Annotated in this window: 18 protein-coding genes; 8 read left to right on the forward strand and 10 right to left on the reverse strand. The window is 59.2% G+C overall.

Annotated features, from left to right (window positions below; genetic code table 11):
• The first annotated feature begins 65 nt into the window (after positions 1 to 65).
• The 5 genes from BLR44_RS24150 (at position 66) to BLR44_RS24170 (ending at position 9,473) form a co-directional block, all read left to right on the forward strand.
• Complete coding sequence (locus BLR44_RS24150) at positions 66 to 3,452, forward strand: SusC/RagA family TonB-linked outer membrane protein (RefSeq protein ID WP_089687054.1); 3,387 nt, start codon at positions 66 to 68, stop codon at positions 3,450 to 3,452.
• A gap of 51 nt (positions 3,453 to 3,503) precedes the next feature.
• Complete coding sequence (locus BLR44_RS24155; RefSeq protein WP_089687056.1) at positions 3,504 to 5,078, forward strand: RagB/SusD family nutrient uptake outer membrane protein; 1,575 nt, start codon at positions 3,504 to 3,506, stop codon at positions 5,076 to 5,078.
• A 60-nt stretch (positions 5,079 to 5,138) separates the two neighbouring features.
• Positions 5,139 to 6,176, forward strand: a complete 1,038-nt coding sequence (locus tag BLR44_RS24160) for an arabinan endo-1,5-alpha-L-arabinosidase (RefSeq protein ID WP_089687346.1) — start codon at positions 5,139 to 5,141, stop codon at positions 6,174 to 6,176.
• 180 nt (positions 6,177 to 6,356) lie between these two features.
• Positions 6,357 to 7,940, forward strand: coding sequence for an alpha-N-arabinofuranosidase (locus tag BLR44_RS24165; RefSeq protein WP_089687058.1), 1,584 nt, complete (start codon positions 6,357 to 6,359; stop codon positions 7,938 to 7,940).
• A 60-nt stretch (positions 7,941 to 8,000) separates the two neighbouring features.
• Positions 8,001 to 9,473 carry an arabinan endo-1,5-alpha-L-arabinosidase gene (locus BLR44_RS24170; RefSeq protein WP_089687060.1) on the forward strand — a complete coding sequence of 491 codons (1,473 nt, stop codon included), beginning with the start codon at positions 8,001 to 8,003 and terminating at the stop codon, positions 9,471 to 9,473.
• A 70-nt stretch (positions 9,474 to 9,543) separates the two neighbouring features.
• Here BLR44_RS24170 and BLR44_RS29085 read toward each other — a convergent pair whose 3' ends face one another.
• The 3 genes from BLR44_RS29085 to BLR44_RS24185 all read right to left on the reverse strand — a co-directional run bounded on the left by BLR44_RS29085 (position 9,544) and on the right by BLR44_RS24185 (position 12,395).
• The gene (locus BLR44_RS29085; protein ID WP_218127174.1) at positions 9,544 to 9,987 is read right to left on the reverse strand and encodes a GldL-related protein; all 444 of its coding nucleotides are present in this window, start codon (positions 9,985 to 9,987) and stop codon (positions 9,544 to 9,546) included.
• Entirely contained in the window at positions 9,987 to 10,322 is a 336-nt protein-coding gene (locus BLR44_RS24180; RefSeq protein WP_089687062.1) for a PadR family transcriptional regulator, read from the reverse strand. Before BLR44_RS24180 ends, BLR44_RS29085 begins: the two co-directional genes overlap by 1 nt.
• A 192-nt stretch (positions 10,323 to 10,514) precedes the next feature.
• Positions 10,515 to 12,395 (reverse strand): pectate lyase family protein, encoded by a 1,881-nt coding sequence (locus BLR44_RS24185; protein ID WP_143017447.1) that lies wholly within the window; start codon positions 12,393 to 12,395, stop codon positions 10,515 to 10,517.
• 207 nt (positions 12,396 to 12,602) lie between these two features.
• On the opposite strand from BLR44_RS24185, the gene BLR44_RS24190 reads away from it, so the two are divergent.
• Both BLR44_RS24190 and BLR44_RS24195 read left to right on the forward strand, forming a co-directional pair.
• Positions 12,603 to 13,619, forward strand: a complete 1,017-nt coding sequence (locus tag BLR44_RS24190) for an aldo/keto reductase (RefSeq protein ID WP_089687067.1) — start codon at positions 12,603 to 12,605, stop codon at positions 13,617 to 13,619.
• 56 nt (positions 13,620 to 13,675) lie between these two features.
• Positions 13,676 to 14,596: a helix-turn-helix domain-containing protein gene (locus BLR44_RS24195; RefSeq protein WP_089687069.1), complete on the forward strand. Its 921-nt coding sequence runs from the start codon at positions 13,676 to 13,678 to the stop codon at positions 14,594 to 14,596.
• A gap of 7 nt (positions 14,597 to 14,603) precedes the next feature.
• Here the strand turns inward: BLR44_RS24195 and BLR44_RS24200 are convergent, their stop codons facing one another.
• The 4 genes from BLR44_RS24200 to BLR44_RS24215 all read right to left on the reverse strand — a co-directional run bounded on the left by BLR44_RS24200 (position 14,604) and on the right by BLR44_RS24215 (position 20,253).
• Positions 14,604 to 15,764 (reverse strand): T9SS type A sorting domain-containing protein, encoded by a 1,161-nt coding sequence (locus BLR44_RS24200; RefSeq protein WP_089687072.1) that lies wholly within the window; start codon positions 15,762 to 15,764, stop codon positions 14,604 to 14,606.
• Between the two features lie 9 nt (positions 15,765 to 15,773).
• Positions 15,774 to 17,252, reverse strand: a complete 1,479-nt coding sequence (locus BLR44_RS24205; RefSeq protein ID WP_089687350.1) for an SUMF1/EgtB/PvdO family nonheme iron enzyme — start codon at positions 17,250 to 17,252, stop codon at positions 15,774 to 15,776.
• Between the two features lie 288 nt (positions 17,253 to 17,540).
• The gene (locus BLR44_RS24210) at positions 17,541 to 19,772 is read right to left on the reverse strand and encodes a xanthine dehydrogenase family protein molybdopterin-binding subunit (RefSeq protein ID WP_089687073.1); all 2,232 of its coding nucleotides are present in this window, start codon (positions 19,770 to 19,772) and stop codon (positions 17,541 to 17,543) included.
• A 13-nt stretch (positions 19,773 to 19,785) separates the two neighbouring features.
• Complete coding sequence (locus tag BLR44_RS24215; RefSeq protein ID WP_089687075.1) at positions 19,786 to 20,253, reverse strand: (2Fe-2S)-binding protein; 468 nt, start codon at positions 20,251 to 20,253, stop codon at positions 19,786 to 19,788.
• Positions 20,254 to 20,433: 180 nt separating this feature from the next.
• On the opposite strand from BLR44_RS24215, the gene BLR44_RS24220 reads away from it, so the two are divergent.
• Entirely contained in the window at positions 20,434 to 20,955 is a 522-nt protein-coding gene (locus tag BLR44_RS24220) for a methyltransferase domain-containing protein (RefSeq protein ID WP_176956192.1), read from the forward strand.
• On the opposite strand, the gene BLR44_RS24225 is transcribed toward BLR44_RS24220, so the two are convergent.
• Genes BLR44_RS24225 through BLR44_RS24235 form a run of 3 tightly spaced genes read right to left on the reverse strand, consistent with a single transcriptional unit; the run spans position 20,913 to position 22,543 of the window.
• Positions 20,913 to 21,242 (reverse strand): CPBP family intramembrane glutamic endopeptidase, encoded by a 330-nt coding sequence (locus BLR44_RS24225; RefSeq protein ID WP_176956193.1) that lies wholly within the window; start codon positions 21,240 to 21,242, stop codon positions 20,913 to 20,915. The genes BLR44_RS24220 and BLR44_RS24225 overlap by 43 nt on opposite strands.
• 18 nt (positions 21,243 to 21,260) lie before the next feature.
• Positions 21,261 to 21,623 carry a hypothetical protein gene (locus BLR44_RS24230; RefSeq protein WP_143017448.1) on the reverse strand — a complete coding sequence of 121 codons (363 nt, stop codon included), beginning with the start codon at positions 21,621 to 21,623 and terminating at the stop codon, positions 21,261 to 21,263.
• Positions 21,620 to 22,543, reverse strand: coding sequence for an alpha/beta hydrolase (locus tag BLR44_RS24235; protein ID WP_089687084.1), 924 nt, complete (start codon positions 22,541 to 22,543; stop codon positions 21,620 to 21,622). Before BLR44_RS24235 ends, BLR44_RS24230 begins: the two co-directional genes overlap by 4 nt.
• Positions 22,544 to 22,608: the final 65 nt, after the last annotated feature.

Consider the following 22,608-nt stretch of genomic DNA (forward strand, 5'->3'; position numbering starts at 1 on the left):
GGCCGGCGCACCACCTCCGCCCACGCAACCAACCTTCGTTTACCCTTGTCAACAACCTATACTTTATGAACAGAAAACGCTCTACACGATTCCGTACCGCTCGGGGCTTTACGCTCCTGCTGCTGTACCTCGCGGCGATGTGCGCGCTCCCTACCTACACCCATGCGACCGCACAATCGCAGCAAAGCAAGCTGGCCGACATTTACATCACGCTGAACCTGAACAACCAGAAGCTGGTGGACGTGTTTCAGGCCATCGAAGGGCAAACGGACTTTAGTTTCGCCTATCCGCACCGTGCCTTCAACGAATCGGCCCGCATCACGGTAGTGGCCAACAACCAGTCGCTGCGGACGGTGCTGGAAGAGATTTCGCTCAAGGCGCAAGTGGGCTTCAAGCGCATCAACGGCACCATCCACGTCAGCCGCATCAAGAACAAATACATTCCGCCGGTCGAGGAACTGATCTCGCCCCAGGCCTTTCCAGTATCGGGCAAAGTGACCGACGCCAACGGGGAAGAACTGCCGGGCGTGAGCATCATCGTCAAGGGCACCAACAACGGCACGGTGACGGACATTCAGGGAAATTACAGCCTGAACGCGCCGAGCTCGGCCGATACGCTGGTGGTCAGTTCTGTCGGGTACGCCACGCGCGAAGTGCCGATCAACGGGCGCTCGACGGTCGACATCTCGCTGGAAGAGGACGTGCAGAGCCTGAGCGAAGTGGTGGTGGTCGGCTACGGCACCCAACGCAAAAGCGACCTGACAGGCTCGGTGGCCCTGGTGCAAACCGACGAAGCCAAAAAGGTAGCGACCAACGACATCAGCCAGTTGCTGCAGGGACGGGCCGCGGGCGTTTCGGTAACCAGCGACGGGCAACCCGGCGCGGGCGCAACGGTGCGCATCCGGGGCATCAGTTCGTTCAACAACAACGAGCCGCTCTACGTGGTGGACGGCGTGCCGCTGCAAACCGGCATCCGCGATTTCAACCCGAACGACATCGAATCCATTCAGGTGCTGAAAGATGCCTCGGCCGGGGCGATTTACGGATCGCGGGCCGCCAATGGCGTCGTGATCATCACCACCAAACGGGGCCGGAAGGACCAGCCGCTGAGCATCACCTACAACGGCTACTATGGCACGCAGAACGTGCCCAAACGCATCCCCGTCACCAACCGCGAACAATACCAGGCCATCAACAACGAAATGCGCATCAACGGGGGCAGCGTGCCCGCGCGCGGCAACGACCCGACTTCGCCCGTCTTCATCAACGACGTCGACACCGACTGGCAGGAAGAAGGGCTGAAGACCGGCCACATCCAGAACCACAACGTGAGCTTCGCGGGCGGCGGCCAGAGTTCGTCCTACAACGTTTCGCTCGATTACTTCGATAACGTGGGCGTGATGGTGGGCAAAGGCCCGGACTACAAGCGCTACTCGTTCCGCGTCAATTCCGAAACCGAAAAAGGCATCCTCAAGGTGGGTGAATCGTTCTACTACACCCATTCGGACGAAAACACGCTGAACCGGCTGGAAGGCGTCGCGGGTGGAGCCCTGCCGCCGCAGATCGTCGATCTGATCCAGGCCATTCCGACCATGCCCGTCTACGACCCCAACCGCCTGGGCGGCTACGGTGGCTCGGCATCCGACATCGAAGAAGCCATCACGCTGAACGTGATCGGGCAAAACAGCCTGGTCGACAGCAAAACCGGCGTGGATCGTGTGTTTGCCAATTTCTACACCGAACTGAAGCTGATCGACAAACCGACGGATCACCTGAAGTACCGCCTCAACCTGAGCTACGACCGCACCAACGCGCGCGACTTTACCTTCATTCCGGAGTTTGACCTGGGCTATTTCTACCAGAACGCCTTTTCGCGCCTGACCAACATCCGCCGCGATTACGTGACCGCGCTGGTCGAAAACACGCTGACCTACGACAAGACCTTCGGAAAAAGCTCGCTGAACGTGCTGGTCGGGCAGACCTACCAGAGCTTCCGGTTCGACTACCTGCGCGGGTACGCCCAGCGCCTGACCAAGCCTTACTTTCCGGTGCTGGACAACGGTGAGGACAAGGCCGTGTCGGGCTACTACAACCAGTCGCGGCTGGCGTCGTTTCTGGGGCGGGTCAACTTCAGCTACGACGACCGTTACCTGATTACGGCGACGCTGCGGCGCGACGGTTCTTCGCGCTTCGGTCCCACCAACCGCTGGGGGAACTTTCCGTCGGTGGCGGTGGCCTGGAAACTCCAGAACGAGTCGTTCCTGAACCTGCCCGACTTCATCAACGAACTGAAACTGCGCGGCGGCTACGGCGTGCTGGGCAACCAGGAGATCGGCGACTACCTCTTCCAGGGCTTTATCAACCCCTACCACGGCTACTCGTTCAACAACGTGACTTCGCCGGGCGCCACGCAGACGCGGGTGGTCGATCCGAACATCAAGTGGGAATCGAAGATCACGAGCAACATAGGGCTGGACGCCGTGCTGTTCAACCGGCGGATCGACTTCTCGGCCGAGTACTACTACAATAAAAGTGAAGATCTGCTGACCTCCATTCCGATTCCGGGCACGGTCGGCTCCATCGACAACGTGCTGACCACCAACGCGGCCAGCATGCGCAACTCGGGCGTCGAGTTTACGGGTACGTACCGCAAAACCTCCGGCGACTTTACGTTCGAGGCCTCGGCCAACGTCTACACGCTGAGCAACAAAGTGCTTTCGCTCGGCGAAAACGGGCAGGCCATCTACGGTACCGGGGCCATCACCGAGGTGGGGAGCGAAATCGGGCAGCAGTACGGCTACCAAGTGCTGGGCATTTTCCAGACGCAGGACGAAGTCAACAACCACGCGTTTCAGTCGGCCAACACCGCCCCCGGCGACCTGATTTTTGCCGACCTGGACACCAACGGCATCATCAACGACGAAGACCGCACCTACCTGGGCAGCGCCCTGCCCAACCTGTACTACGGGTTCAATTTCTCGGCCGCGTACAAGAATTTCGACTTCACGTTCTTTGCGTCGGGCAGTTCGGGGAACCTGGTGATCAACAACTTGTACCGCTCGCTGATGCAGGTGCAGGGCATGACCAACTACCACACCGACATGCTCGACCGCTGGACGCCGGCCAACCCCGATTCCGACATTCCGCGGGTGGTGCTGAACGACCCCAACAACAACATGCGCGACTCCGATCGGGCCGGTTGGCTGCAAAGCGGCAACTACCTGCGCGTCAACACCGTGTCGCTGGGCTACAATTTCCCGGAAGCGGTGCTGAGTCAGCTGGGCGTGATCGACCGGGCGCGGGTGTATTTCACCTGTCAGAACCTCTACACCTTCACGACCTACAAAGGGTTCAACCCTGACTTCGCGGGGGGGGTGTTCAATCCCGGCTACGACTGGGGCTCGTTCCCTAAGCCGCGTACGCTGATGCTGGGTGCACAACTCACGTTTTAATCCATTGATCACTTCCGACGCCCCTTGTGCGTCTTAAGCATACCAACCACCATGAATCTTCGAAAAGGTTTACTCTTTCTGACCACCGCACTCCTGTTCGGTTGCGAAGAACAACTGGAACTGACCAACCCCAACCGGCCCACCACCGAAAGTTTCTGGCAAACGTCAGACGAGGCCATCCGGGGGCTGAGTTCGGCCTACGCCGCCTTTACGCAGGACGGCACCTACATGCGCTTTTTCCCGATGGCGGTCGACATCCGGGCCGACGACTACAAGGGCGACAGCCCCTGGATCGACATCGTGCAGATTTCGACGTTCAACGTCCCGGCCACGTCCGCACCGCTAATCTGGATGTGGTCGAACCACTACCAGGCCATCTGGCGGGCCAACCAGGTGCTGACCTACGTGCCCGACATCGAGATGGAGGAAGACCTGAAACAGCGCGTGCTGGGGCAAGCCTACTTTCTGCGCGGGCTGGCGTTTTTCAACATGCGGATGATGTTCAAGAGCATCCCGCTCATCACCACCCTGCAGGAACCCGAGAATTATAACGTGTCGCAGGCGTCGGACGAAGAGATCTGGGCGCAGATTTACAGCGATTTCCAGATGGCCAAAGACCGCCTGCCGGTCACCTACGCCAACCTGACCGGTCCCGACCAGGGGCAGGCCGGGCGCGCAACCAAAGGCGCCGCCGCCGGATTTCTGGGCAAAGCGTACCTCTACAACCAGGAGTGGCAACGGGCCGCCGACGAGTTTGCCGAGATCATCGGGTACGGGGTCTACCAGCTGGTTCCCAACTACCGCGACAACTTCACGTACCTGAACGAGAACAACGTGGAGTCGATTTTCGAGATCCAGTTTTCGCGCGAAACCGGCGGGGGCATCGACCTCGGCTGGCAGGGCGAGCCCGCGCCCACCTGGGGACAGACCTCCGCGCAGGCGATCACCTACGGGGCCGACGGCTACGGGTTTTCCGACGTGCTGCCCACCACCTGGATCTACCAGGAATACCAACAGGAACGCACCACCGACGACCAGCTCGATCCGCGTGCCTCGGCCAGCATCGCGTTTTACAATCCGGCCAGCGGCGACACCACAATCTACGGCAACCCCTGGCTGGGGCGGGCCGGCACCACCATTCCGGCACTGGCTCCCGGCGCCATCTACCCACGGAAGTTTACCAACGACGGCATGCCCGACTACCTGGGCGGTAACGAGTACGACTGGCGGTCGGGCATCAATTACCGGCTGATGCGCTACGCCGACGTGCTGCTGATGTACGCCGAAGCGTTGAACGAACTGGGCCGCACGGCCGATGCCTATCCGCTGATTCAGCAGGTACGCGACCGCGCTCACCTACCCGACCTGGCCACTACCCAACCCGGTCTGGGGCAACAGGCAATGCGCGAGCAACTGGCTCACGAACGGGCGCTGGAGTTTGCGCTGGAAGGACTTCGCTACTACGACATTCTGCGGTGGGGATGGCTCTACGACGCCGACAAACTGGCGATGCTGCGGGCGCACGATCCCGAATTCAACAACTGGGTGCCCGGCAAAGAATTCCTGCCGATTCCGCAGAGCGAGTTGAACGCCAACCCGAACCTGAACCAGAATCCGAGTTACTAATTGCTCATGTGTTCGCAGGACGGACTCCGGCTCGTCCTGCGAACGTTTTACCCCCTATTGATGAAACCAACCTACTTTTTGAAAGGCTGCCTGCTGTGGCTGGGCGTCGCCACTGCGTTGCACGCGCAACCACCGCCGCCCCAGCCGGGCGACAAAGTTCCGGTCCACGATCCGGTGATGATCCGGCAGGACGACACCTATTACCTGTTTTGTACGGGCCGGGGCATCGCCGTCTGGTCGTCGCCCGACTTAGAGCACTGGAAAGCCGAGGCACCTGTGTTTCCGGAGGCACCCACCTGGACCGATCCGGTCGTGCCGGAGTTTCGCAACCACATCTGGGCTCCCGACATCTCGTTTCACAACGGCCAGTATTACCTCTACTACTCTGTTTCGGCGTTCGGCAAAAACACGTCGGCCATCGGCGTCGTGACCAATCAAACCCTCCACCCTCAGGACCCGAAATTCAAATGGGTCGATCACGGGATCGTGGTGAAGTCGGTGCCCGGCCGGGACCTGTGGAATGCGATTGACCCGAACCTGATGCTGGACGAGGACGGCACGCCTTGGCTGACATTCGGCTCGTTCTGGTCGGGCATCAAGCTGGTGCAGTTGCAGCCCGATTTACTGAAACCCGCCGAGTCCGAGGTCTGGTACACATTAGCCAGTCGCCCGCGCGACGCAGGACTGGACGTGCGCGATCCGGGCAACGGGGCCATCGAAGCGCCGTTTCTGTTTCGCAAGGACGGACACTACTACCTTTTCGTTTCGACAGACTATTGCTGCCGGGGCGAGAACAGTACCTATAAAATGGTGGTGGGACGGTCGGATACGCTGACCGGCCCTTATGTGGATCGGGACGGCAAACCGCTGATCGCGGGGGGTGGCACGCTGGTGATGGAAGGCAATCAGGATTGGTACGGCGTCGGGCACAACTCGGTCTACACCTTCGACGGAACGGACTACCTGGTTTTCCACGGCTACGATGCCGCCGACAAAGGCCGCTCCAAGCTGCGGATCTATCCCCTCTCCTGGTCGGCCGACGGCTGGCCCGAACTCAAGAAAAAGCCGCTGGCCCCTGTCGTCGCGGGCAGTGAATAAGGAGCTTACTGTATTCTCTTTTACTACACTATGTCTGTCATCTCGACGTCAGGAGAAATCTTCTAACATTTGGAAAGAGATCTCTCCTTTCAGTCGAGATGACAAAATAATTGGACCTGCAACTTGTAACCTTTAACCCTGCAACCCATTTGTAATCAGCAATCTGCCATTTGCAATCCTATGAACAACCACTCCCGATTTCTTCCCGTTTTTCTCTTTTCCGTTTCCCTGCTTACGCCCCCGCTGTTCGCGCAAAACGCGCGGATCAAGATCGATACCGACCGCACCATTGGGGAAGTGAGCCCGCTGTTGTACGGCAACTTCGTAGAGCACCTGGGCCGCTGCGTCTACGGTGGCATTTACGAACCCGGCTCGCCCTTATCAGACGACCAAGGGTTTCGGAAAGACGTACTGGCGGCGGTGAAAGAACTCCGTCCCACCATCGTCCGGTATCCCGGCGGCAACTTCGTCTCCAACTACCATTGGCTCGACGGCGTGGGACCGGAGCGGACGCCCCGCATGGAACTGGCCTGGAGTCGGCTGGAAACCAACCAGTTCGGCACCAACGAGTTTATGGACTACACCAAGATGATCAACACGGAGCCTTACTTTTCGGTCAACATGGGCACCGGCACCATCGAAGAGGCGCAGCACTGGGTGGAATACTGCAACGTGAAAGAAGGCCCCTACTTCGCCGAACTGCGCAAGAAGCACGGCTATCCCGATCCGCACAACATCACCTACTGGAGCCTCGGCAACGAGATGGACGGCTTCTGGCAGATGGGCCACCTGAACGCAGAGGATTACAGCAAAAAGGCACGCGAGGCGGCCAAGCTGATGAAGCTGACGTCGCCCAATATCAAACTAATTGCGGCCGGCTCGTCGAACTACCGCCCCGAAGCCGACCCGAACGAGTGGAACGCTACCATTCTGCACGAGCTTCGCGACGTGGTCGACTACATTGCGCTGCACATCTACGTCGGCAACCCGAGCGACAACTACTATAACTTTCTGTCGACGCCGCTGGTGATGGAACAACGCACCAAGCTGGTGAAGGGGATGATCGACCGGGAAATGGACCGCGCCCAACGCGGCGACCGCGACCCGATTTACATCGCCTGGGACGAATACAACGTCTGGTACCGCGCCCGCACCGACGAGTCGATGCAGGGCACCCGCGCCCTGGAAGAGCACTACAACCTGGAAGATGCGCTGGTGATCGCCGGGTTCCTGAACGGCTTCGTCCGCAACGCCGACGTGGTGAAGATGGCCAACATGGCGCAACTCGTCAACGTGATCGCGCCGATCTTTACGAACGAACAGGGCATGTTCAAACAGACGATTTTCTACCCGCTGGCATTGTTCGCCAACCACGTGAGGGGCACCTCGCTCGACGTGTTTGTGGATTGCGACACGTACGACACCAACGAGTTTTTCATCGGGCTGGGTGAATCGACGACCACGCAAACGGACGTGCCGTACCTCGATGTTTCGGCTACGTATCAGGATGGCGAAGTGGTGCTGTGCGTGATGAACCGCCACAAAGACAAAGCAATTACGACCGACATCCTGTCCCAACAGGGCAACTTCTCCGGCAATTTCGAGGTGTATGAGGTGAACGGCCCGGACGTGAAAGCACAGAACGATTTCGGCAAAGAGACGGTCAAAACCGTGAAGAAGGACAACCTCAAAGCCAAGGGACAAAAGATGACGTACACGTTCCCGGCTCACTCCTTCACGATGATCAAAGGACAGTTGAAATAAGTCGGTTCGGTTGAGTCGTTCGTGTGCTGTCTCAACCGCCCTCACCCCTTTCCCACCGCTATGCTTAGTCGTTACTTTCGTTTCTGGATTTCTGTGCTCTTGCTGGGGATGGTCTGGTCGTGTAAACCGGAAGAGCCCGCGCCGACACCCACACCTACGCCCAATCCGCCACCCGATACGTTCGACATCAACGACATCACAGACACATATCCGAACCTGGTCGACTTTCAGTTTTACCGCCAGTGGGGGCCGTACAACGTGCACGATCCCTCCATCCTCGACGACGGCGAGTACTTCTACTGTTACAGCACCGACGCCTCGTTCGGGAACACGTCGGAGCGATTCGGCCTCCAGATCCGCCGGTCGAAAGACCTGATCGAGTGGCAGTTTGTTGGCTGGGCGTGGAACGGATTGCCGCCGCAGGGCGCCAATTACATCCGCGGGCAGGGCACCGAACCGTTCCAGAGTTTGTGGGCACCGTACATCCTGAAGGTCGGCAGCGAATACCGATTGTACTACTCGCTTTCGTCGGAAGTGCACAAATTGAGCGCCATCGGGTTGCTGACTGCCACTTCGCCGGAAGGTCCCTGGACGGAGCGCGGGCTGGCGGTCACTTCACGCACTTCCCTACCAATGACCAACGCCATTGATCCGTCGGTGCTGACGGCCCCCGACGGGCGGCAGTGGATGTACTACGGCTCCGCCTACGACGGCATTTACGTGGTGGAACTCGACCCGGCAACCGGCCTCGCCAAGACGCAGAACGACAAGGGCCATCGCATTGCGCAGCGCGGCTTTACGGGCGGCCGCATCAACGGCAACATCGAAGGACCGGAGATTATTTACCATCCCGAACAGCAGAAATACTACCTCTTCATTGCCTACGACTGGCTGGAAACCAAGTACAACGTGCGCGTTGGGCGGGCCGATTCGCCCGAGGGGCCCTTTCTGGATTTCAATGGCGTGGACCTGAATGGTGAAGAAGACAACGGGCCAATGATCCTCGCGCCGTACCAGTTCGAAGGCCATCCGGGCTGGCAGGGCGTGTCGCACTGCGCGGTATGGCACCGTGACGGGCAGTATTACCTGGCCCACCAGGGTCGCCCCGTCGAGAACGCCTTTTACATGGTGCTGCACGTCCGCAAGGTATTCTGGACGGAAGACGGCTGGCCGGTCGTGTCGCCGGAACGGTACGCGGGCGTGGCGCAAACCGCCATCGAAACGAGTGAGCTGGCAGGAAACTGGGAACAGATCGCTTTCGGGTACCGGGTGGTGCCCGGTTACGCGGAAGAGCAGACCTCACCCGATTTGCAAACGGCCGTCACCCTGACGCTGGAGGCAGGCGGCACGATCAACGGCGAAACGGGCAGTGCCTGGACCTACGAAGCGCCGTGGCTGACCCTGACCACGTCGGCCGGGACCACGAAGGTGTACGTGGCGCGGGGCCGCGACTGGGAAAACCAGCGGGAAACCCTCGTCTTTTCGGGGTTGGAGGCGGATGGAACGGCCCGCTGGGGCAAGCAAAAACCGTAACCATACCAACTTCAAATGCGCACAGCTACGGTCTGGTTCGCGCGTCACGCCAGCATATGAGGCGGCCGGACTACGATCGATGCGCTTCCTGCAACAGGTCGGCTTTCGACTGCTGGTAGCGGTCGTAGAAGTACAGCGGCAAGTAGCCGAAACTCAGCAACAGCAGACCCACTACCAGCATGACGTTCGCGCCCGGCCAGTGCAGGAGTTTAAACATCATGCCCATAATGGTCAGGCAAGTGGCAAGGTAGCCCAGCAAATACATGGCTTTTTTCATCGCAATTTTTCGTTTAAGAATTAGGAATACGAACGTTTCTCGTTGCACCTGCACCAGGCCCCGTTGCCCGAACGCCTCCAGCGCCGCTGCGTAGGCACGGTCGAAATCCGATTCCGTTCCGTTTTCCAGCGTGCAGCACAGGTGATCGACCAGGCTTTCGGCGAGGTCGTCGAGTACGATGCCCCGCCGGCGTACGTCCCGGCCGATAAAATCGATCTGATCTGAAGACAATTCCATTAATGAGAAGGCTTAGGGGTGAGAAGGGCGTGGAGCGTAGCCATGAAATCCCGCAGTTCCGCCACTTTTTCGGTCACGACCGTGGTGCCTGCCGACGTCAGGGTGTAGTACTTGCGCACCCGCTTCCCAAGATAAACCTTTTCGGTTTGTAAAATCCCGTCGGCTTCCAGTTTGTGGAGCGTCGGGTACAGGGCCCCTTCCGTAATCTCGATTTTCCCCTGTGTCAGTTCCTTCACCTTCTGTGTAATCTCGTAGCCGTACATCCGTCCGTGTTGCTCCAGCAACCGCAGAATGATGGGCTGTAAAGTCCCTTTGATCAGTTCGTTTGAATACATAACACCAATATACATAAGATTATTATGCATTCTGATATTTTGTATTCACTTTTTATTAAACCGCAACCTGAAGTAGCTCTTTTCCAGCCCGATTCCCGGTACCAGACGGGACGCGTTAGGGCACAAAAAAGCCCCCGGCAGGACCGGAGGCTTTTACTTGCGTCGTAGGTACGCGCGCCGAAAACCAACGTGTTATTGCACCACCAATTTGCGTGTGGTCAGGCCGGCGGGCGTTTGCAGATGAAAGACGTAGATGCCTGGCGTCCAGCCCCGTGTGTGAAGCGTCAGCGTTTGTTCACCGGGCGAAAGCTGTTGCGTCTGCCGGTGCATGATTTCTTTGCCGAGGGCATCGAACACGCGCAACGCCACCGCCGTCGGTTGTGTCAGGGTGAACCGAAGTTGGGTCGATTCGGTGGCCGGGTTGGGGAAATAGGTCAGCGACGCTTGGTCGAGCCACGCGTCGGTGTCTGTCGCCAGCGGAGCCAGCAGCGCGGGCAACCCTTCCGCATCGTCGAGTTCGTACGGGTAAGGCACCGTGAAGCCGCAGGAATCCAGGGTCTCCTGCCCGCTTTCGTCCCAGATGTTCCCGGCCAGGTACGCATAGCCCGGCTTACTCTGGTCGATGAAGATGCCCTTCCGCGTATTTTCGAAGTAATTGTTTTCGATCCGTACGCACGCGCCCAGTCGGGGGTTGATCGCACCGTCGTTGTTGCGGTAGTAGTTGTTGTAGATATGCGCCCGCCCGAACCGGAGCAGCGGCAACCGGCTGCTGATGTTGTAGAAGTAATTGTGGTGGAACGTGACTCGAATCGTGGTGTCGCCGTAGCTGTCGTCGCCCGAACTGATCAGAATCGCCTTGTGGTGATCGTGAAAGGCCGTGTGCGAGACGGTGATGAACCGCGCCCCGTTTTTGATGTCGAGCAGTCCGTCATAGTAATCTTTGTCGTGGTCGGATTCACGATCCGAAAAGTATTCGCAACTGTCGATCAGGATGTTCTGGGCAGCGTTCAGTTCCATGGCGTCGTACCGTTTCACGAGCGAGAACTTCATTTTCTTGAAGACGACGTTCCGCGCACCGCCTACTTTCAGCCGGACGTTTTGCAGGCGCGCGTCCGGCGAGGTACCGAGCAACGTTTTGTCCGACTTCACCGATACCTGCGGTCCGTCAGTTTGCGGATCGGCCCCGACGATCAGCCCTGCCACTTCAATCACATAGGGTTCGTTGCTTTCCAGATACTGCTTCAGCTCCTCGAACGTCGTGGCCTGTACGGTCGGGCCGGCGCCACCGCCCGTCAGCAGATAGGGCGTTCCCGCGTCGTCCTGCACGGAAGCGTAACCCGACACGCCTTCGAACGCTGCGGTGCCTTCCGTGAAGAACAGCGCTTCGATGGCCGAATTTTGCCCGATGGCAAACGTGTAGTCGGCCTCGGTACTGGTCACGTCGCCCGACCAGCTCTGGAAGAAATAGCCCGGCGCGGCCTCGGCATGGAGGGTAATTTCGGTCCCGGCATCGTAGTACGCCTGCACCGGCTCGTACGAAATGGTCCCTCCTTCCGTCGTGTTCTGTGTCAGAGTCACCGAATACGACGGCAGACAGGCGGCTCCCTGCGCTGTGGTACTCAGCACCGCAAAATGATCCAGATTGGGCAAGCCGTTCGGCGATTGCGACACGAGCCGAATTTTGTTCTCGCCCGCCTGCAACGCCACCCGCACCGTATCCGAATAGGTCCAGTTGGCCCAACTCCCCGTGTGCCGAAAGTTCAGGCTGTCGACCGCCGCTTCGTCGGCGACCCACACCTGTGCAAACAAATCGCCACTGCCCCCACCGTTGGCGTAGCGCCACGTGAGCGAGTAGGTTCCAGCCGTATCCGCCTGCACGTTGTAGAGAATGTTGATGCCGATGCCGTTGCCCGGATTGGCGTAGCCGTCGCCGGTATAGCCGCCCGTTCCCGACTCAATGATGCCATCGACAGAACAGAAGCCCACGGCATTTTCTTCGATGATCAGGTGCTGTGCCTGCGTGGCAAACGCCAGAAGCGTGAGGAGGAGAAACAAGGGTAACCCTTTTCGCATGGTGGAAATGATTAAGGTGAACGGAAAGAAGAAATACTTCTTTGTCAGAAAGTGAACGCCCTGCCCCACTTATACCCTTCACCGTTGCGGGTTTCTGATGCGCCGCCCCGTTTTGGATACAACTCCCGGGGATTTGATTCCTTTTTCCTTTTTGGGTTGACAGACCTTTGCGTTGTTCATTTTTTGATTCACACAAAGACGACAGACATGACAACGCTCAAAAAAACGAAACTGGGCAGCCAGGGGCTCGTGGTGCCGCCGATGGGACTGGGCTGCATGGGCATGACCCAAACGGCTGGTGCTGATACCTATGGCAAGGCCGACGAAGGCGAAGCAATCGCCACCATCCACCGTTCGCTGGAACTGGGTGGGAATTTTCTTGATACCGCCGACTTGTACGGCCCGTTAGCAAACGAACGGCTGATTGCCAAAGCCATTCAGGGCAAGGGCAAGCGAGACCAGTACGTGATCGCGACTAAATTTGGCTTTGAGATCGACGACCAGGAACAGATGACCTGGCAGTTCAACGGCACGCCGGCCTACGTCAGAAAAGCGGCGGAACGGTCGCTGCGAAACCTGAAAACCGACTACATCGACCTCTATTACCTGCATCGCCTCGACCCGAACACGCCCATCGAAGAAACCGTGGGGGCGATGGCCGAGCTGGTCCGGGAAGGCAAGGTGCGCTACCTCGGGCTGTCGGAGGTGTCGGCGGCGACGATCCGCAAAGCTCACGCGGTGCATCCGCTGACGGCCATCCAAACGGAATATTCGCTGTTCGAACGGACGGTGGAAGAAGTCGGGATTCTGGACACGCTGAAGGAACTCGGCATCGGGTTCGTGGCCTACTCGCCGCTCGGACGTGGGTTTATCTCCGGCGACCTGAAAAGCCCCGACGATTTTGCCGAGGACGATTTCCGGCGGGGCATTCCCCGCTTCCAGGGCGAGCAGTTTTACAAAAACCTCGTGCTGCTGCGGGCGATGGAACAACTGGCGCAGGAAAAAGGCATCACCACGGCGCAACTGGCCCTGGCCTGGACCCTCGCTAAAGGCGCGGTGCCGATTCCCGGCACGAAGCGGAGACGCTACGTGGAGCAGAACCTGGCGGCCGCCGACGTGATCCTGACACCCGCCGAACTGGACCGGCTGGACGAGATCGTGCCGCTGGGCCATTCGACCGGTGCGCGCTACAACGAAGCCGGGATGCAATGGATCGATCAGTAATTTTGACCACAGGAAAGCACTCAACCGGGTGTTTCCCTGTTCTTCTTTTTCAACGTATGAAAAAATCAACCCGCAGTCCGTACCCGATCCGCTCGGTGGCGGAGTTGCACCGGCTGCTCAGCCTGCCGAAGCCCGAACATCCGCTCATCAGCGTCATCAACATGGCATGCATGCGCGACGCGACGCCGATCCCTTACCCGACCTTTTCTTACGGCTTTTATTCGGTTTGCATCAAGAAAGATTTTGACGGGCAACTGAAATACGGGCAGCAGTATTACGATTTCGACCACGGCGTCATGACGTTTTTCTCTCCCGGACAGGTGCTTTCGGTCGATCCCAACCCGTGCATGGAGCTGTCCGGTTACTGGATCGTTTTTCACACGGACTTTATTCAACCCTACCCCCTGGCGAAAAAAATCAAGGAGTACGGCTTTTTCTCCTACGCCGTGCACGAAGCGCTGCACTTGTCCGAGAAGGAAGAGGGTGTGCTGACGGGCATCATGCAGCAGATTGCGCAGGAATACCGCTCGCCGATCGATACGTTCAGCCAGGACGTGATTATTTCGTACGTCGAAGTGCTGCTCAATTACTGCAACCGCTTTTACAATCGGCAGTTCCTCACGCGCAAAACGGCGCACCACGACCTGCTGGCGCAATTAGAAACCCTCCTGGACGACTACTTTGCCGGTGACCAGGTGCGGCGGCGGGGCTTGCCGACGGTGCAGTACCTTTCCGAGCAACTGCACGTCTCACCGAATTACCTGAGCGACATGCTGCGCTCGCTGACGGGTCAGAACACGCAGCAGCACATCCACAACAAGCTGATCGAACAGGCGAAGGACGCCCTCACGACCACGTCGCTGTCGGTCAGCGAAATCGCGTACCAGTTGGGATTCGAGTACCCACAGTCGTTCAGCAAGCTGTTCAAAAACAAGACCCAGCTGTCGCCACTGGCCTTCCGGCAGTCGTTCAACTGAGTCAAGTTCAATCCACGATGATCAGCGTTTTGGTGATTTGTTTTTCGTCCGTGGTGATCTGTAAAAAGTAGGTACCCGCTGCCCACTGCCAGGGTAGTTGCAGCGATTCGTTTGCGTGAATGTCCCGCGTGTCCAGCAACACCCCCGCCGCATTGTAGATGTGCAACAGGGCGTCGGTGGAGGCCTCGGTGCCTTCCAGGCGGATCTGCAACCGGCGGTCGCGGTTCGGATTGGGATAAATCGTAACGGCAAAGGCGTCGTGCGCCGGATCGAGACGGACGGAGCGGATGTCGGTGAAGGACGCGCTTCCGTCGTAGTCGAGTTGCCGCAGGCGGTAGTAGTTCCAGCCCGTCAGCGGTTGCGGGTCGACGACCCGGTACTGTTGCGGCGCGGTCGTGGTGCCGCTACCCGCCACTTCGTCGATCTTGGCAAAAGCAAACCCATCAGCCGAGCGTTCTACCTCGAATCGCTCGTTGTTCTGTTCGGACGCGGTGTTCCACACCAGCAGCACGGCGCGTTCCTGTTGCAGCGCTTCGAAGTGGATGATCTCGACCGGGAGGGGCAGCACGTCGAGGTACAGCTCGCTGGCAAGGGTGGCCGTAAACCCGTCGCCGCCCTGGCCCCGGAACATCGCCAGCGCCTCGCCCGTCAACACCAACGCATCCGAATATTCTTTTGAAAAGCCATCGCCGTCCCCGCCGACGTACACCAGAAACGCCTCGCCGGTGAGGAGCGCATGGTCTGAGAACACAGAAAACCCATCGCCCCCGCCGCCGCTAAACAACGTCGCCAGTTGGGTGCCGTCAAGGAGAAGCGGAGACAGGTGATGGGCAAATCCATCGCCATTGCCGCCGGTGAAAAGGGTGACCAGCGTTTCTCCATTTACCAGCACAGGTTGTTGCATCGCCGTAAACCCATCGCCACGCCCACCGCGAAATGCCACCAGCGCTTCGCCGCTCAACACCGCTGCACGCTGTTGGGCAGAAAAGCCGTCGCCCTCGCCTCCCTGGTACAGCACGATGGCGGGATAGACGGTGCCATCCAACTGCACACCGACCCGAAGCGCCACTGCTGCGCCGTCGCCCTGGCTCCCCACGAACTGCGCCGTCGCGAAGCCAGGGAGAATGAGCCACAGCAGACCCAAAAGCAAGTGTATGAATCCCTGCATAACGGACGTTTAGAAAACCGTTCTCACGCCTCGGAACCCAATGCGCGAATTGCCACCCGTCAGGACAGAAGCGGCATCGTAACGATCCGAAAGCCGCAAATACTCCGATGCATTGGCGTAAGAGCCGCCCCGGTAGGCAATCCCTTCGTTGCCAACCGGCCAGGCAGCTACGTCGTGACTCCCCGTGATGGTCAGGCTTCCGTTGCCATGCTGTCCCGTAAAGACGCGCCCCTGTACAATCCCTACAGAAATACACCGCTCGTATAAGTTTCCTGTAAGCTCCATGATGCCGTAGTAGCTGCCCCCGGTTTCTTCCCGGTTCTTGTGCACCGCGCTAGCCGCAAAGATGCCGTTCCGTATCGGGCCTGAGGTGCTACCATATGTCGATTGGTACCAAGCATTACCGGCCCCTTCGGCGGGATTGGTAATCCATTCCGTCGGTTGCCCCGGGTTGCTCAGGGTATACGCTTCGGTCCCGATGTTGGCGCTACCCCACGCAAATTCGCCCGCTTTGGGTGCCACCGGTCCCCGACACGCCTTTTCGTATTCCAGTTCGGTCATGGGTCGGAGTCCTGCCCAGTCCAGGTAAGCCGCCACGTAGAGATTTGCGATGTAATTGGCGGCCACATCCGGGAACGTGGTGGTCGCACTCGCCGAACCTCCCGACCAGGCGACTCCGTTGCGAACCGATTCGGCATCTGTGTTCTTGCCAGTTACCCCGGTAATGTCCAGATTGGCCTTTTGCGCTGCGGTCAGTGTATTGAAAAACGCGACCCACTGCGCCTGCGAGGTTTCGTACTTCATGCAATAGAACGCCCCGTATCCTTTGGGATAATCGGCACCCAACGTACCGGTCTGGTCGCCACCGGTGCTACCGCTTTCTACGTCGTAATACAGGTTTCCGGCCGTATTTGCGACGGTAATGGCGGATTCGGAGGTGACCTGATACGAGACGGACGACAGCCCCCCTCCGGCGTAGAACTTATTCACTTCACTGCCCGTGGTGCCCCCGACGTAAAAAGCGCCCTGGGGTACGTAGACCATTTCGATAGCAAAGACCTGCACGTCCAGCACGTCCGATTCCGTCACGCCGCCGCTGCCGTAGTCCCATTCCAGTTGCACGCCGGTGTAGTCAACGTTGCCGGAGCCATTGCCGCTGCGGTACAGAAATGCCCCGACGCTATCGGGCACTACGGAGACCGTAGCGCCGCCGACATTCGGTGCGGTGCCGGTCAGGAGGGCATGCTGCCAGTCGCCGCTGTTGGCGCGGTACTTCACAAACAGCCAGGCGGCATCCCAATTGGACGGACCGGCACTGACCCGCCAGGAATTTTCCCAACTGACATCGAACTGGATCATGACCGTCTGGTTGGTATTGTTCAGGTTTTCGAGCGAAATGTTGGTAACCTGAATGTTGTTGGCGTACGTCGCAGTGACTACGCCGAAAACGAAAGCACCTGACAAGAGAAAAGAGAAGAGCTTTTTCATAAGGATGGGGAGAAAAGAAAACGATTGGTGGCAAAAGAGGCCCCAAAGGGTCACGGGCGGTGGCAGAAAGCGACCCGAGAAGTACAGCATAGGCAGGCCAGAAATCGCCTGTATCTGAGTAGGCATACAAGGCAGTGGGCCGTCGGACACGGGTACCTATGGACGGCACCCGTGTCCGAGGGTTGTCTCAGGAACGAACCTCCAGGAGCGTGTTAAATTTCGGAACGGGCGCAGAAAATCCCTTGTAAAAAACCGACATTCTACGCACTGGCTTGTGCGCATCTTTTCTCACAACCTGGCAGCCGTGATGGGCAGTTCGCGGACGCGTGTGCCGGTGGCGCGGTACACGGCGTTGGCAATGGCGGCGGCGGTGGGTCCCTGGGCGGCTTCGCCCGCGCCGAGCGGGGGCAGTTCGGGTCGGTCCAGTACGGTGACGTCCACCTTGGGGAGGTGCGGAAAGCGCAGGATGGGATACGATTCCCAGTCGCGGCTTGTGATGCGGGTCTCGTTCCAGGTGACCTGTTCCAAGGTCGTCCAGCTGGTCGACTGCACCATGCCCCCTTCCGTCTGGTTTTTCAGGCCGTCGGGGTTGATCACCTGCCCGGCATCGATGGCCCCGACCAGCCGCAGTACCCGCAAGTCGCGCTTTTCTGCATCGTAGGCCACTTCGGCCGCCACGGCAAAGTAAGCCGCCCGGTTTTTATACTGGGCAAACGCAACGCCCCAGCCCCTGCCCTGTTCAGGGCGTTGCGCCTGCCACTGTACCTGCCGGGCCACTTCCTCGATGACGGCCCGCGCCCGTTCGTCCTGCAAATGCCGCAGCCGAAAGGCCACCGGATCGTCTCCGGCCCGCACGGCCAGTTCGTCCATGAACGATTCGAGGGCGAAGATGTTGGCGTAAGCCCCCAGGCTGCGCAATGCCGAGACGCGTAGCGGACCGACAAACTGATGGGCTTCGATGTGTACCGACGGAATCTGGTAAAAGGGCGTGGCGTTACGGTAGCCACCGCCCAGGTAACCACCTTCGTCGGGGGGAAGATGGGCATTTTCCAGGTACTGCGCGGCCAGCAGTTCGGCCGCGTTGCCGCCGGGGCGGTGGCTGTGTGCGTCGGTCCAGAGTTGCGTCTCCCAGGCGACAATCTTCCCGGTGGCGTCCAGCCCGCCACGCAGTTGCAGTACCATCGCCGAACCGTAGGGTTCCCAGCCGTGTTCGTCTTCACGCATCCACTGCACGCGCACCGGACGCCCGGGCAGCGCCAGCGCCAGGCGGGCCGCGTCGGCCGCCACGTCGTCGGCACCGTTGTGGCCGTAACAGCCCGAACCGCGCACGCCGATCACGCGGACCTGACCTTCGCGCAGTTGCAGCATTTGAGCAATGGAATCGCGCAGAGGATAGACGCCCTGCGAATGCGTCCAGACCGTCAGACGCTCGTCTTTCCATTCAGCCAACGCGCACGACGGACCGATGGAGCCGTGCAGGTGGTAAGGTCGTTCGTACGTCGCTTCCCAGCGCGTCGTGGCCCGGTCAAGCGCTTTGTCCAGATCAGGGGCGTTTTCTACGGTTTCGGAACGCGTGACGCGGTTTGGAATATCCCGAAAGAGGTGTTGTTGCTCCGGCAACGGTTCCGGTTCCTGCCAGGTGGCTTCCGCCTTTAATACCTGCCACGCCCGAATGGCCTGGTATTCGCCTTCGGCGAGAACGGCCGCAAAGTTTCCGTCCCGTACCAGTTGGAGCACACCCGGCATTGCCTTGATTTTGTCTTCCAGTAGCGACTGCAATGTGGCGCGGTAGACCGACGGACGCAGGACGCGCGCGTGTACCATGTTGGGCAAGCGCAGGTCGTGGACATAGCCCGGGGCGCCGGTTGCCATCGCCACGATTTCCGGGCGGTGCTGCGGCGTCCCGACCAGCCGATACGTCTGTGGATTTTTCAGCGGCGCCTTCCCCGAAATTTTGCCGGTAAGCTGTTCGCCAGCTAGTAGGGCTCCGTACGTCACTTCGCCTGTTCCCTGGGCGACGCGTACCGTGCCGTCGGTGACCGACAATTGCGCTACCGGAACGTTGAATCGCTGGGCGGCCCGTTCCAGAAGTTGCTGCCGTGCTTCGGCCGCCGCCTGCCGAATGGCCATGCCGCTGCTTTCGATGGAGGCACTGCCGGCCGTGTAGCGCTCGTCGGGGGTTTGTCCCGTATCGGCCATCACGACCTCGACCCGCGCCAGGGGTACGTCTAGCTCTTCGGCCGCAATCTGACGCAAGGCAACGAGCACTCCTTGTCCGATCTCGATTTTTCCGGTCAGGACCGTAACGGAATTGTCTTCGCGCAGCCGGAGCCACGCGTTGATGTGATCGGCGTCGGCGAGCTCTTCTTGCAACGTTTCCGCCTGCTGCGTCTGATCGCCTTCGTTCGTGTGGGAGGAACAGGCACTCGCAGGAAACAGGCTGAAACCGATGGCCAGACAGCCCGACTGCCGCAGAAACGTGCGCCGGTCTACGGCAGAAAAGGGAGTAACGTGCTTCATCAGAAAAAAAGATTTACTGAAGGTGACGGGCCGCCCGCTGCACCGCCCGCATCATGCGCGTATGCGTACCGCAGCGGCACAACACCCGCGCCAGGGCCGTTTTAATTTCCTCTTCCGAGGGTGATGGCGTTGCGTCGAGGAGCGCCTGCGCCGAGATGATCATCCCGTTGAGGCAGTAGCCGCACTGCGCCGCCTGTTCTTCCACAAAGGCCCGTTGCACTCTGTTCATGCGCTCGGCGGTGCCCAGTCCTTCCAGGGTCGTGATGCTGTGTTGCTGTGCCGCCACCACCGGCAGCACACACGAGGGCTGCGCTTTGCCGTCGAGCAGTACCATGCAAGAGCCGCACTGTTGCAGGCCACAGCCGTATTTCGGTCCGTTCAGTTGCAACTCGTTGCGTAGGAAGTAGAGGAGTGGCATTTCCGGTTCCAGTTCGGCCTCGTGCCGTTGGCCGTTGACCTGAAGTTGTATGCGTTGGGGCATGGGATTGCCGGGTTGAGGTGAGAAGAAAAGTAGCGTTTTATTCTTAACGTGATGATGTCCTGCGAGTTATATTTCCCTTACGCCCTTCTGTTCCGAGTTGCCCCTTAAAAAGAAAAAATGGAACAATACGCAGGGGTTTGCTTAGTTTTCGGGATTCGCACCTACGCATCCACTTTTTTTATGTCGCTCGAAGAAGCCATTCGCCTGCTTGCCTCCGCTACCCTGCCAACCGATTTTCCTCAACAATGGGCCGACCTGGGCTGCGGCAGCGGGCTTTTCAGTCAGGCACTGGCCTCTTTTCTTCCGTCGGGGAGCCGTATTTTCTGCGTGGACAAGGAGCGGCAAACACTGCGTTCCTCTGCCGAGGGCGAGGTGACGCTGGAGTTTCTTCAGCGGGATTTTGTGCGCCAGCCGTTGCTCTGGACCGACCTGGAAGGTGTACTGATGGCCAATTCGCTGCATTACGTTCACAACCAGGCGGCATTTCTCCGGCGTACGCAGGCGCACCTTACGCCACAGGGGCACTTTCTGTTGGTAGAATACGACACGGAGCATGCCAACCGGTGGGTGCCCTATCCCCTCTCGTTCGCCCGCCTGGAAAAGCTGGCCGATCAACTCGGCTTTGCGCAGGTGAACAAATTGGCAGAACACCCCTCGATCTACGGCCACAGTGCGATGTACGCTTGCGAGCTTATTCCCTGACTCACAACTAGTTTGCCGAAGGTTTCCAGAAACGGATCGCGGTCCAGCACGGTGTAGTAAAACAAACCGCCGAGCCAGCCGTGGAAGATGCCCAGCACGTAGACGTTGCGCTCGCGCAGGTAAATCCACCCGTAAAAAAGGGCCAGCACAAACGTGCCGAGCATCAGCCACCCCGACGGATAATGCACCCCGCCAAACAGCACGGCCGTTCCCAGGATAATCCTCCAGCGAGGAAGTCGGTCGCCGTATACGTCCTGTACATTTCCGGCAACCAACCCAATGATCAAAAATTGCTGGATGGTGCCCTACAGCGGATACAGCACCAGAATGGGGAAGACATGCCACGTCAGATGCACCGTGCCCCGAACGTAACCCACGATGAAAAACGCAGCGACTGCCGCCAGGCCGAACGGCAGCACGCGCCGGAGCACCACCCCCAAATTATCGGTTCGGAAGCCCCAGTGGCGGAGGACACCAGACGTCTTTTGTCGGCGATATAACAGGTACGCGGTCCAGGCGACGATGATGACCAACACAAACCCCAATCGCCATTGCAGGTAATCCAGAAACACAAACTTACCGAGCGCCGTCCCCAGCACCGCCCCGGTTTCGTACAGTCGCACCCGGTTGGAATTAAGGGAATGGGTCGCGTCAGGCGCTGTTCTCATTCACCGTCCAGGCTTTGGAGCCAGGCATAGAGCACTTCCGGCCAGGTTTGCAGGTGCCCTTTCCCGATGGCCAGCGAGAAGCCGTGCCCGCCCGTGGGGAACAGATGCATTTCGACAGGGACTTTTTTGTCTTTGAGCGCCTGGTACATCATCAGACTGTTTTCGACCGGCACGGCGCCGTCGTCGGCAGAGTGCAGGAGGAACGTCGGCGGGGTGTTGTCTTTCACCTGCATTTCGTTCGAGTAGGTTTCAACCAGCGCCTCGTCGGGGTTGGGTCCCAGGAGGTTATCGCGCGAGCCGCCGTGCGTCAACGTTTTTTTCATGGTGATGACCGGGTAGATCAGGATCATGAAGTCGGGGCGTGATTTCAGTTGCCCGGCAGCATCCTTCACCGGCGAGGCATTCTGATCGAAGTGCGTCCCCACGGTAGAAGCCAGGTGGCCTCCCGCCGAAAAGCCCATGATGCCGACTTTGGTGGGATCAAGGTTCCACTCCTTGGCGTGTTGCCGCGTCAGGCGGAGGGCCCGTTCTGCATCCATCAGCGGTGTTTTGTAACGCACCTCGCTGGTCTTGTCACTGGGCAGTCGGTACTTCAGCACGATGCCCGCGATGCCTTTGGCGTTCAGCCACTTGGCAATGTCGGTACCTTCCCAGTCGTAGGCCAGTCCGGCGTAGCCGCCGCCGGGACAGATCACCACAGCGCGCCCGGTCGCACTTTGTTTGGTAGGCAGGTAGACGGCGATGTTTGGCTCCTGCACCTGAGTCACCCAGGCGATGCCCGATTTCTCGACCTTTTCGGTTTCGTTCGATTTTTTAGCGTTGGGAATGGCGCCCGTCCACAGCGGGAGTGTCAGGTCTTGGCTCATCAGGTGCGAAGTAGTCAATAGCAAACCAAAAAGTAGGGAAAAGTAGCGTTTCATTCGGTATACGGCATGAGGTGGGTTAAAACGCCTTGGGTCAGGCGCGGGCCAAAGTACAGAGATTC

The organism is Catalinimonas alkaloidigena (genome assembly GCF_900100765.1).
GTDB classification, from domain to species: Bacteria; Bacteroidota; Bacteroidia; order Cytophagales; family Flexibacteraceae; genus Mooreia; species Mooreia alkaloidigena.

What these genes read in the sequence shown, in the direction of transcription:
- BLR44_RS24165 (WP_089687058.1), top strand. Translation starts at nt 6,357, where the DNA reads ATGAACAACCACTCCCGATTTCTTCCCGTTTTTCTCTTTTCCGTTTCC.
- BLR44_RS24155 (WP_089687056.1), top strand. Translation starts at nt 3,504, where the DNA reads ATGAATCTTCGAAAAGGTTTACTCTTTCTGACCACCGCACTCCTGTTC.
- BLR44_RS24235 (WP_089687084.1), bottom strand. Translation starts at nt 22,543, where the DNA reads ATGAAACGCTACTTTTCCCTACTTTTTGGTTTGCTATTGACTACTTCG.
- BLR44_RS24170 (WP_089687060.1), top strand. Translation starts at nt 8,001, where the DNA reads ATGCTTAGTCGTTACTTTCGTTTCTGGATTTCTGTGCTCTTGCTGGGG.
- BLR44_RS24210 (WP_089687073.1), bottom strand. Translation starts at nt 19,772, where the DNA reads ATGAAGCACGTTACTCCCTTTTCTGCCGTAGACCGGCGCACGTTTCTG.
- BLR44_RS24205 (WP_089687350.1), bottom strand. Translation starts at nt 17,252, where the DNA reads ATGAAAAAGCTCTTCTCTTTTCTCTTGTCAGGTGCTTTCGTTTTCGGC.
- BLR44_RS24180 (WP_089687062.1), bottom strand. Translation starts at nt 10,322, where the DNA reads ATGTATTCAAACGAACTGATCAAAGGGACTTTACAGCCCATCATTCTG.
- BLR44_RS24195 (WP_089687069.1), top strand. Translation starts at nt 13,676, where the DNA reads ATGAAAAAATCAACCCGCAGTCCGTACCCGATCCGCTCGGTGGCGGAG.
- BLR44_RS24220 (WP_176956192.1), top strand. Translation starts at nt 20,434, where the DNA reads ATGTCGCTCGAAGAAGCCATTCGCCTGCTTGCCTCCGCTACCCTGCCA.
- BLR44_RS24185 (WP_143017447.1), bottom strand. Translation starts at nt 12,395, where the DNA reads ATGCGAAAAGGGTTACCCTTGTTTCTCCTCCTCACGCTTCTGGCGTTT.
- BLR44_RS24215 (WP_089687075.1), bottom strand. Translation starts at nt 20,253, where the DNA reads ATGCCCCAACGCATACAACTTCAGGTCAACGGCCAACGGCACGAGGCC.
- BLR44_RS24190 (WP_089687067.1), top strand. Translation starts at nt 12,603, where the DNA reads ATGACAACGCTCAAAAAAACGAAACTGGGCAGCCAGGGGCTCGTGGTG.
- BLR44_RS24200 (WP_089687072.1), bottom strand. Translation starts at nt 15,764, where the DNA reads ATGCAGGGATTCATACACTTGCTTTTGGGTCTGCTGTGGCTCATTCTC.
- BLR44_RS24160 (WP_089687346.1), top strand. Translation starts at nt 5,139, where the DNA reads ATGAAACCAACCTACTTTTTGAAAGGCTGCCTGCTGTGGCTGGGCGTC.
- BLR44_RS24150 (WP_089687054.1), top strand. Translation starts at nt 66, where the DNA reads ATGAACAGAAAACGCTCTACACGATTCCGTACCGCTCGGGGCTTTACG.
- BLR44_RS29085 (WP_218127174.1), bottom strand. Translation starts at nt 9,987, where the DNA reads ATGGAATTGTCTTCAGATCAGATCGATTTTATCGGCCGGGACGTACGC.
- BLR44_RS24230 (WP_143017448.1), bottom strand. Translation starts at nt 21,623, where the DNA reads ATGAGAACAGCGCCTGACGCGACCCATTCCCTTAATTCCAACCGGGTG.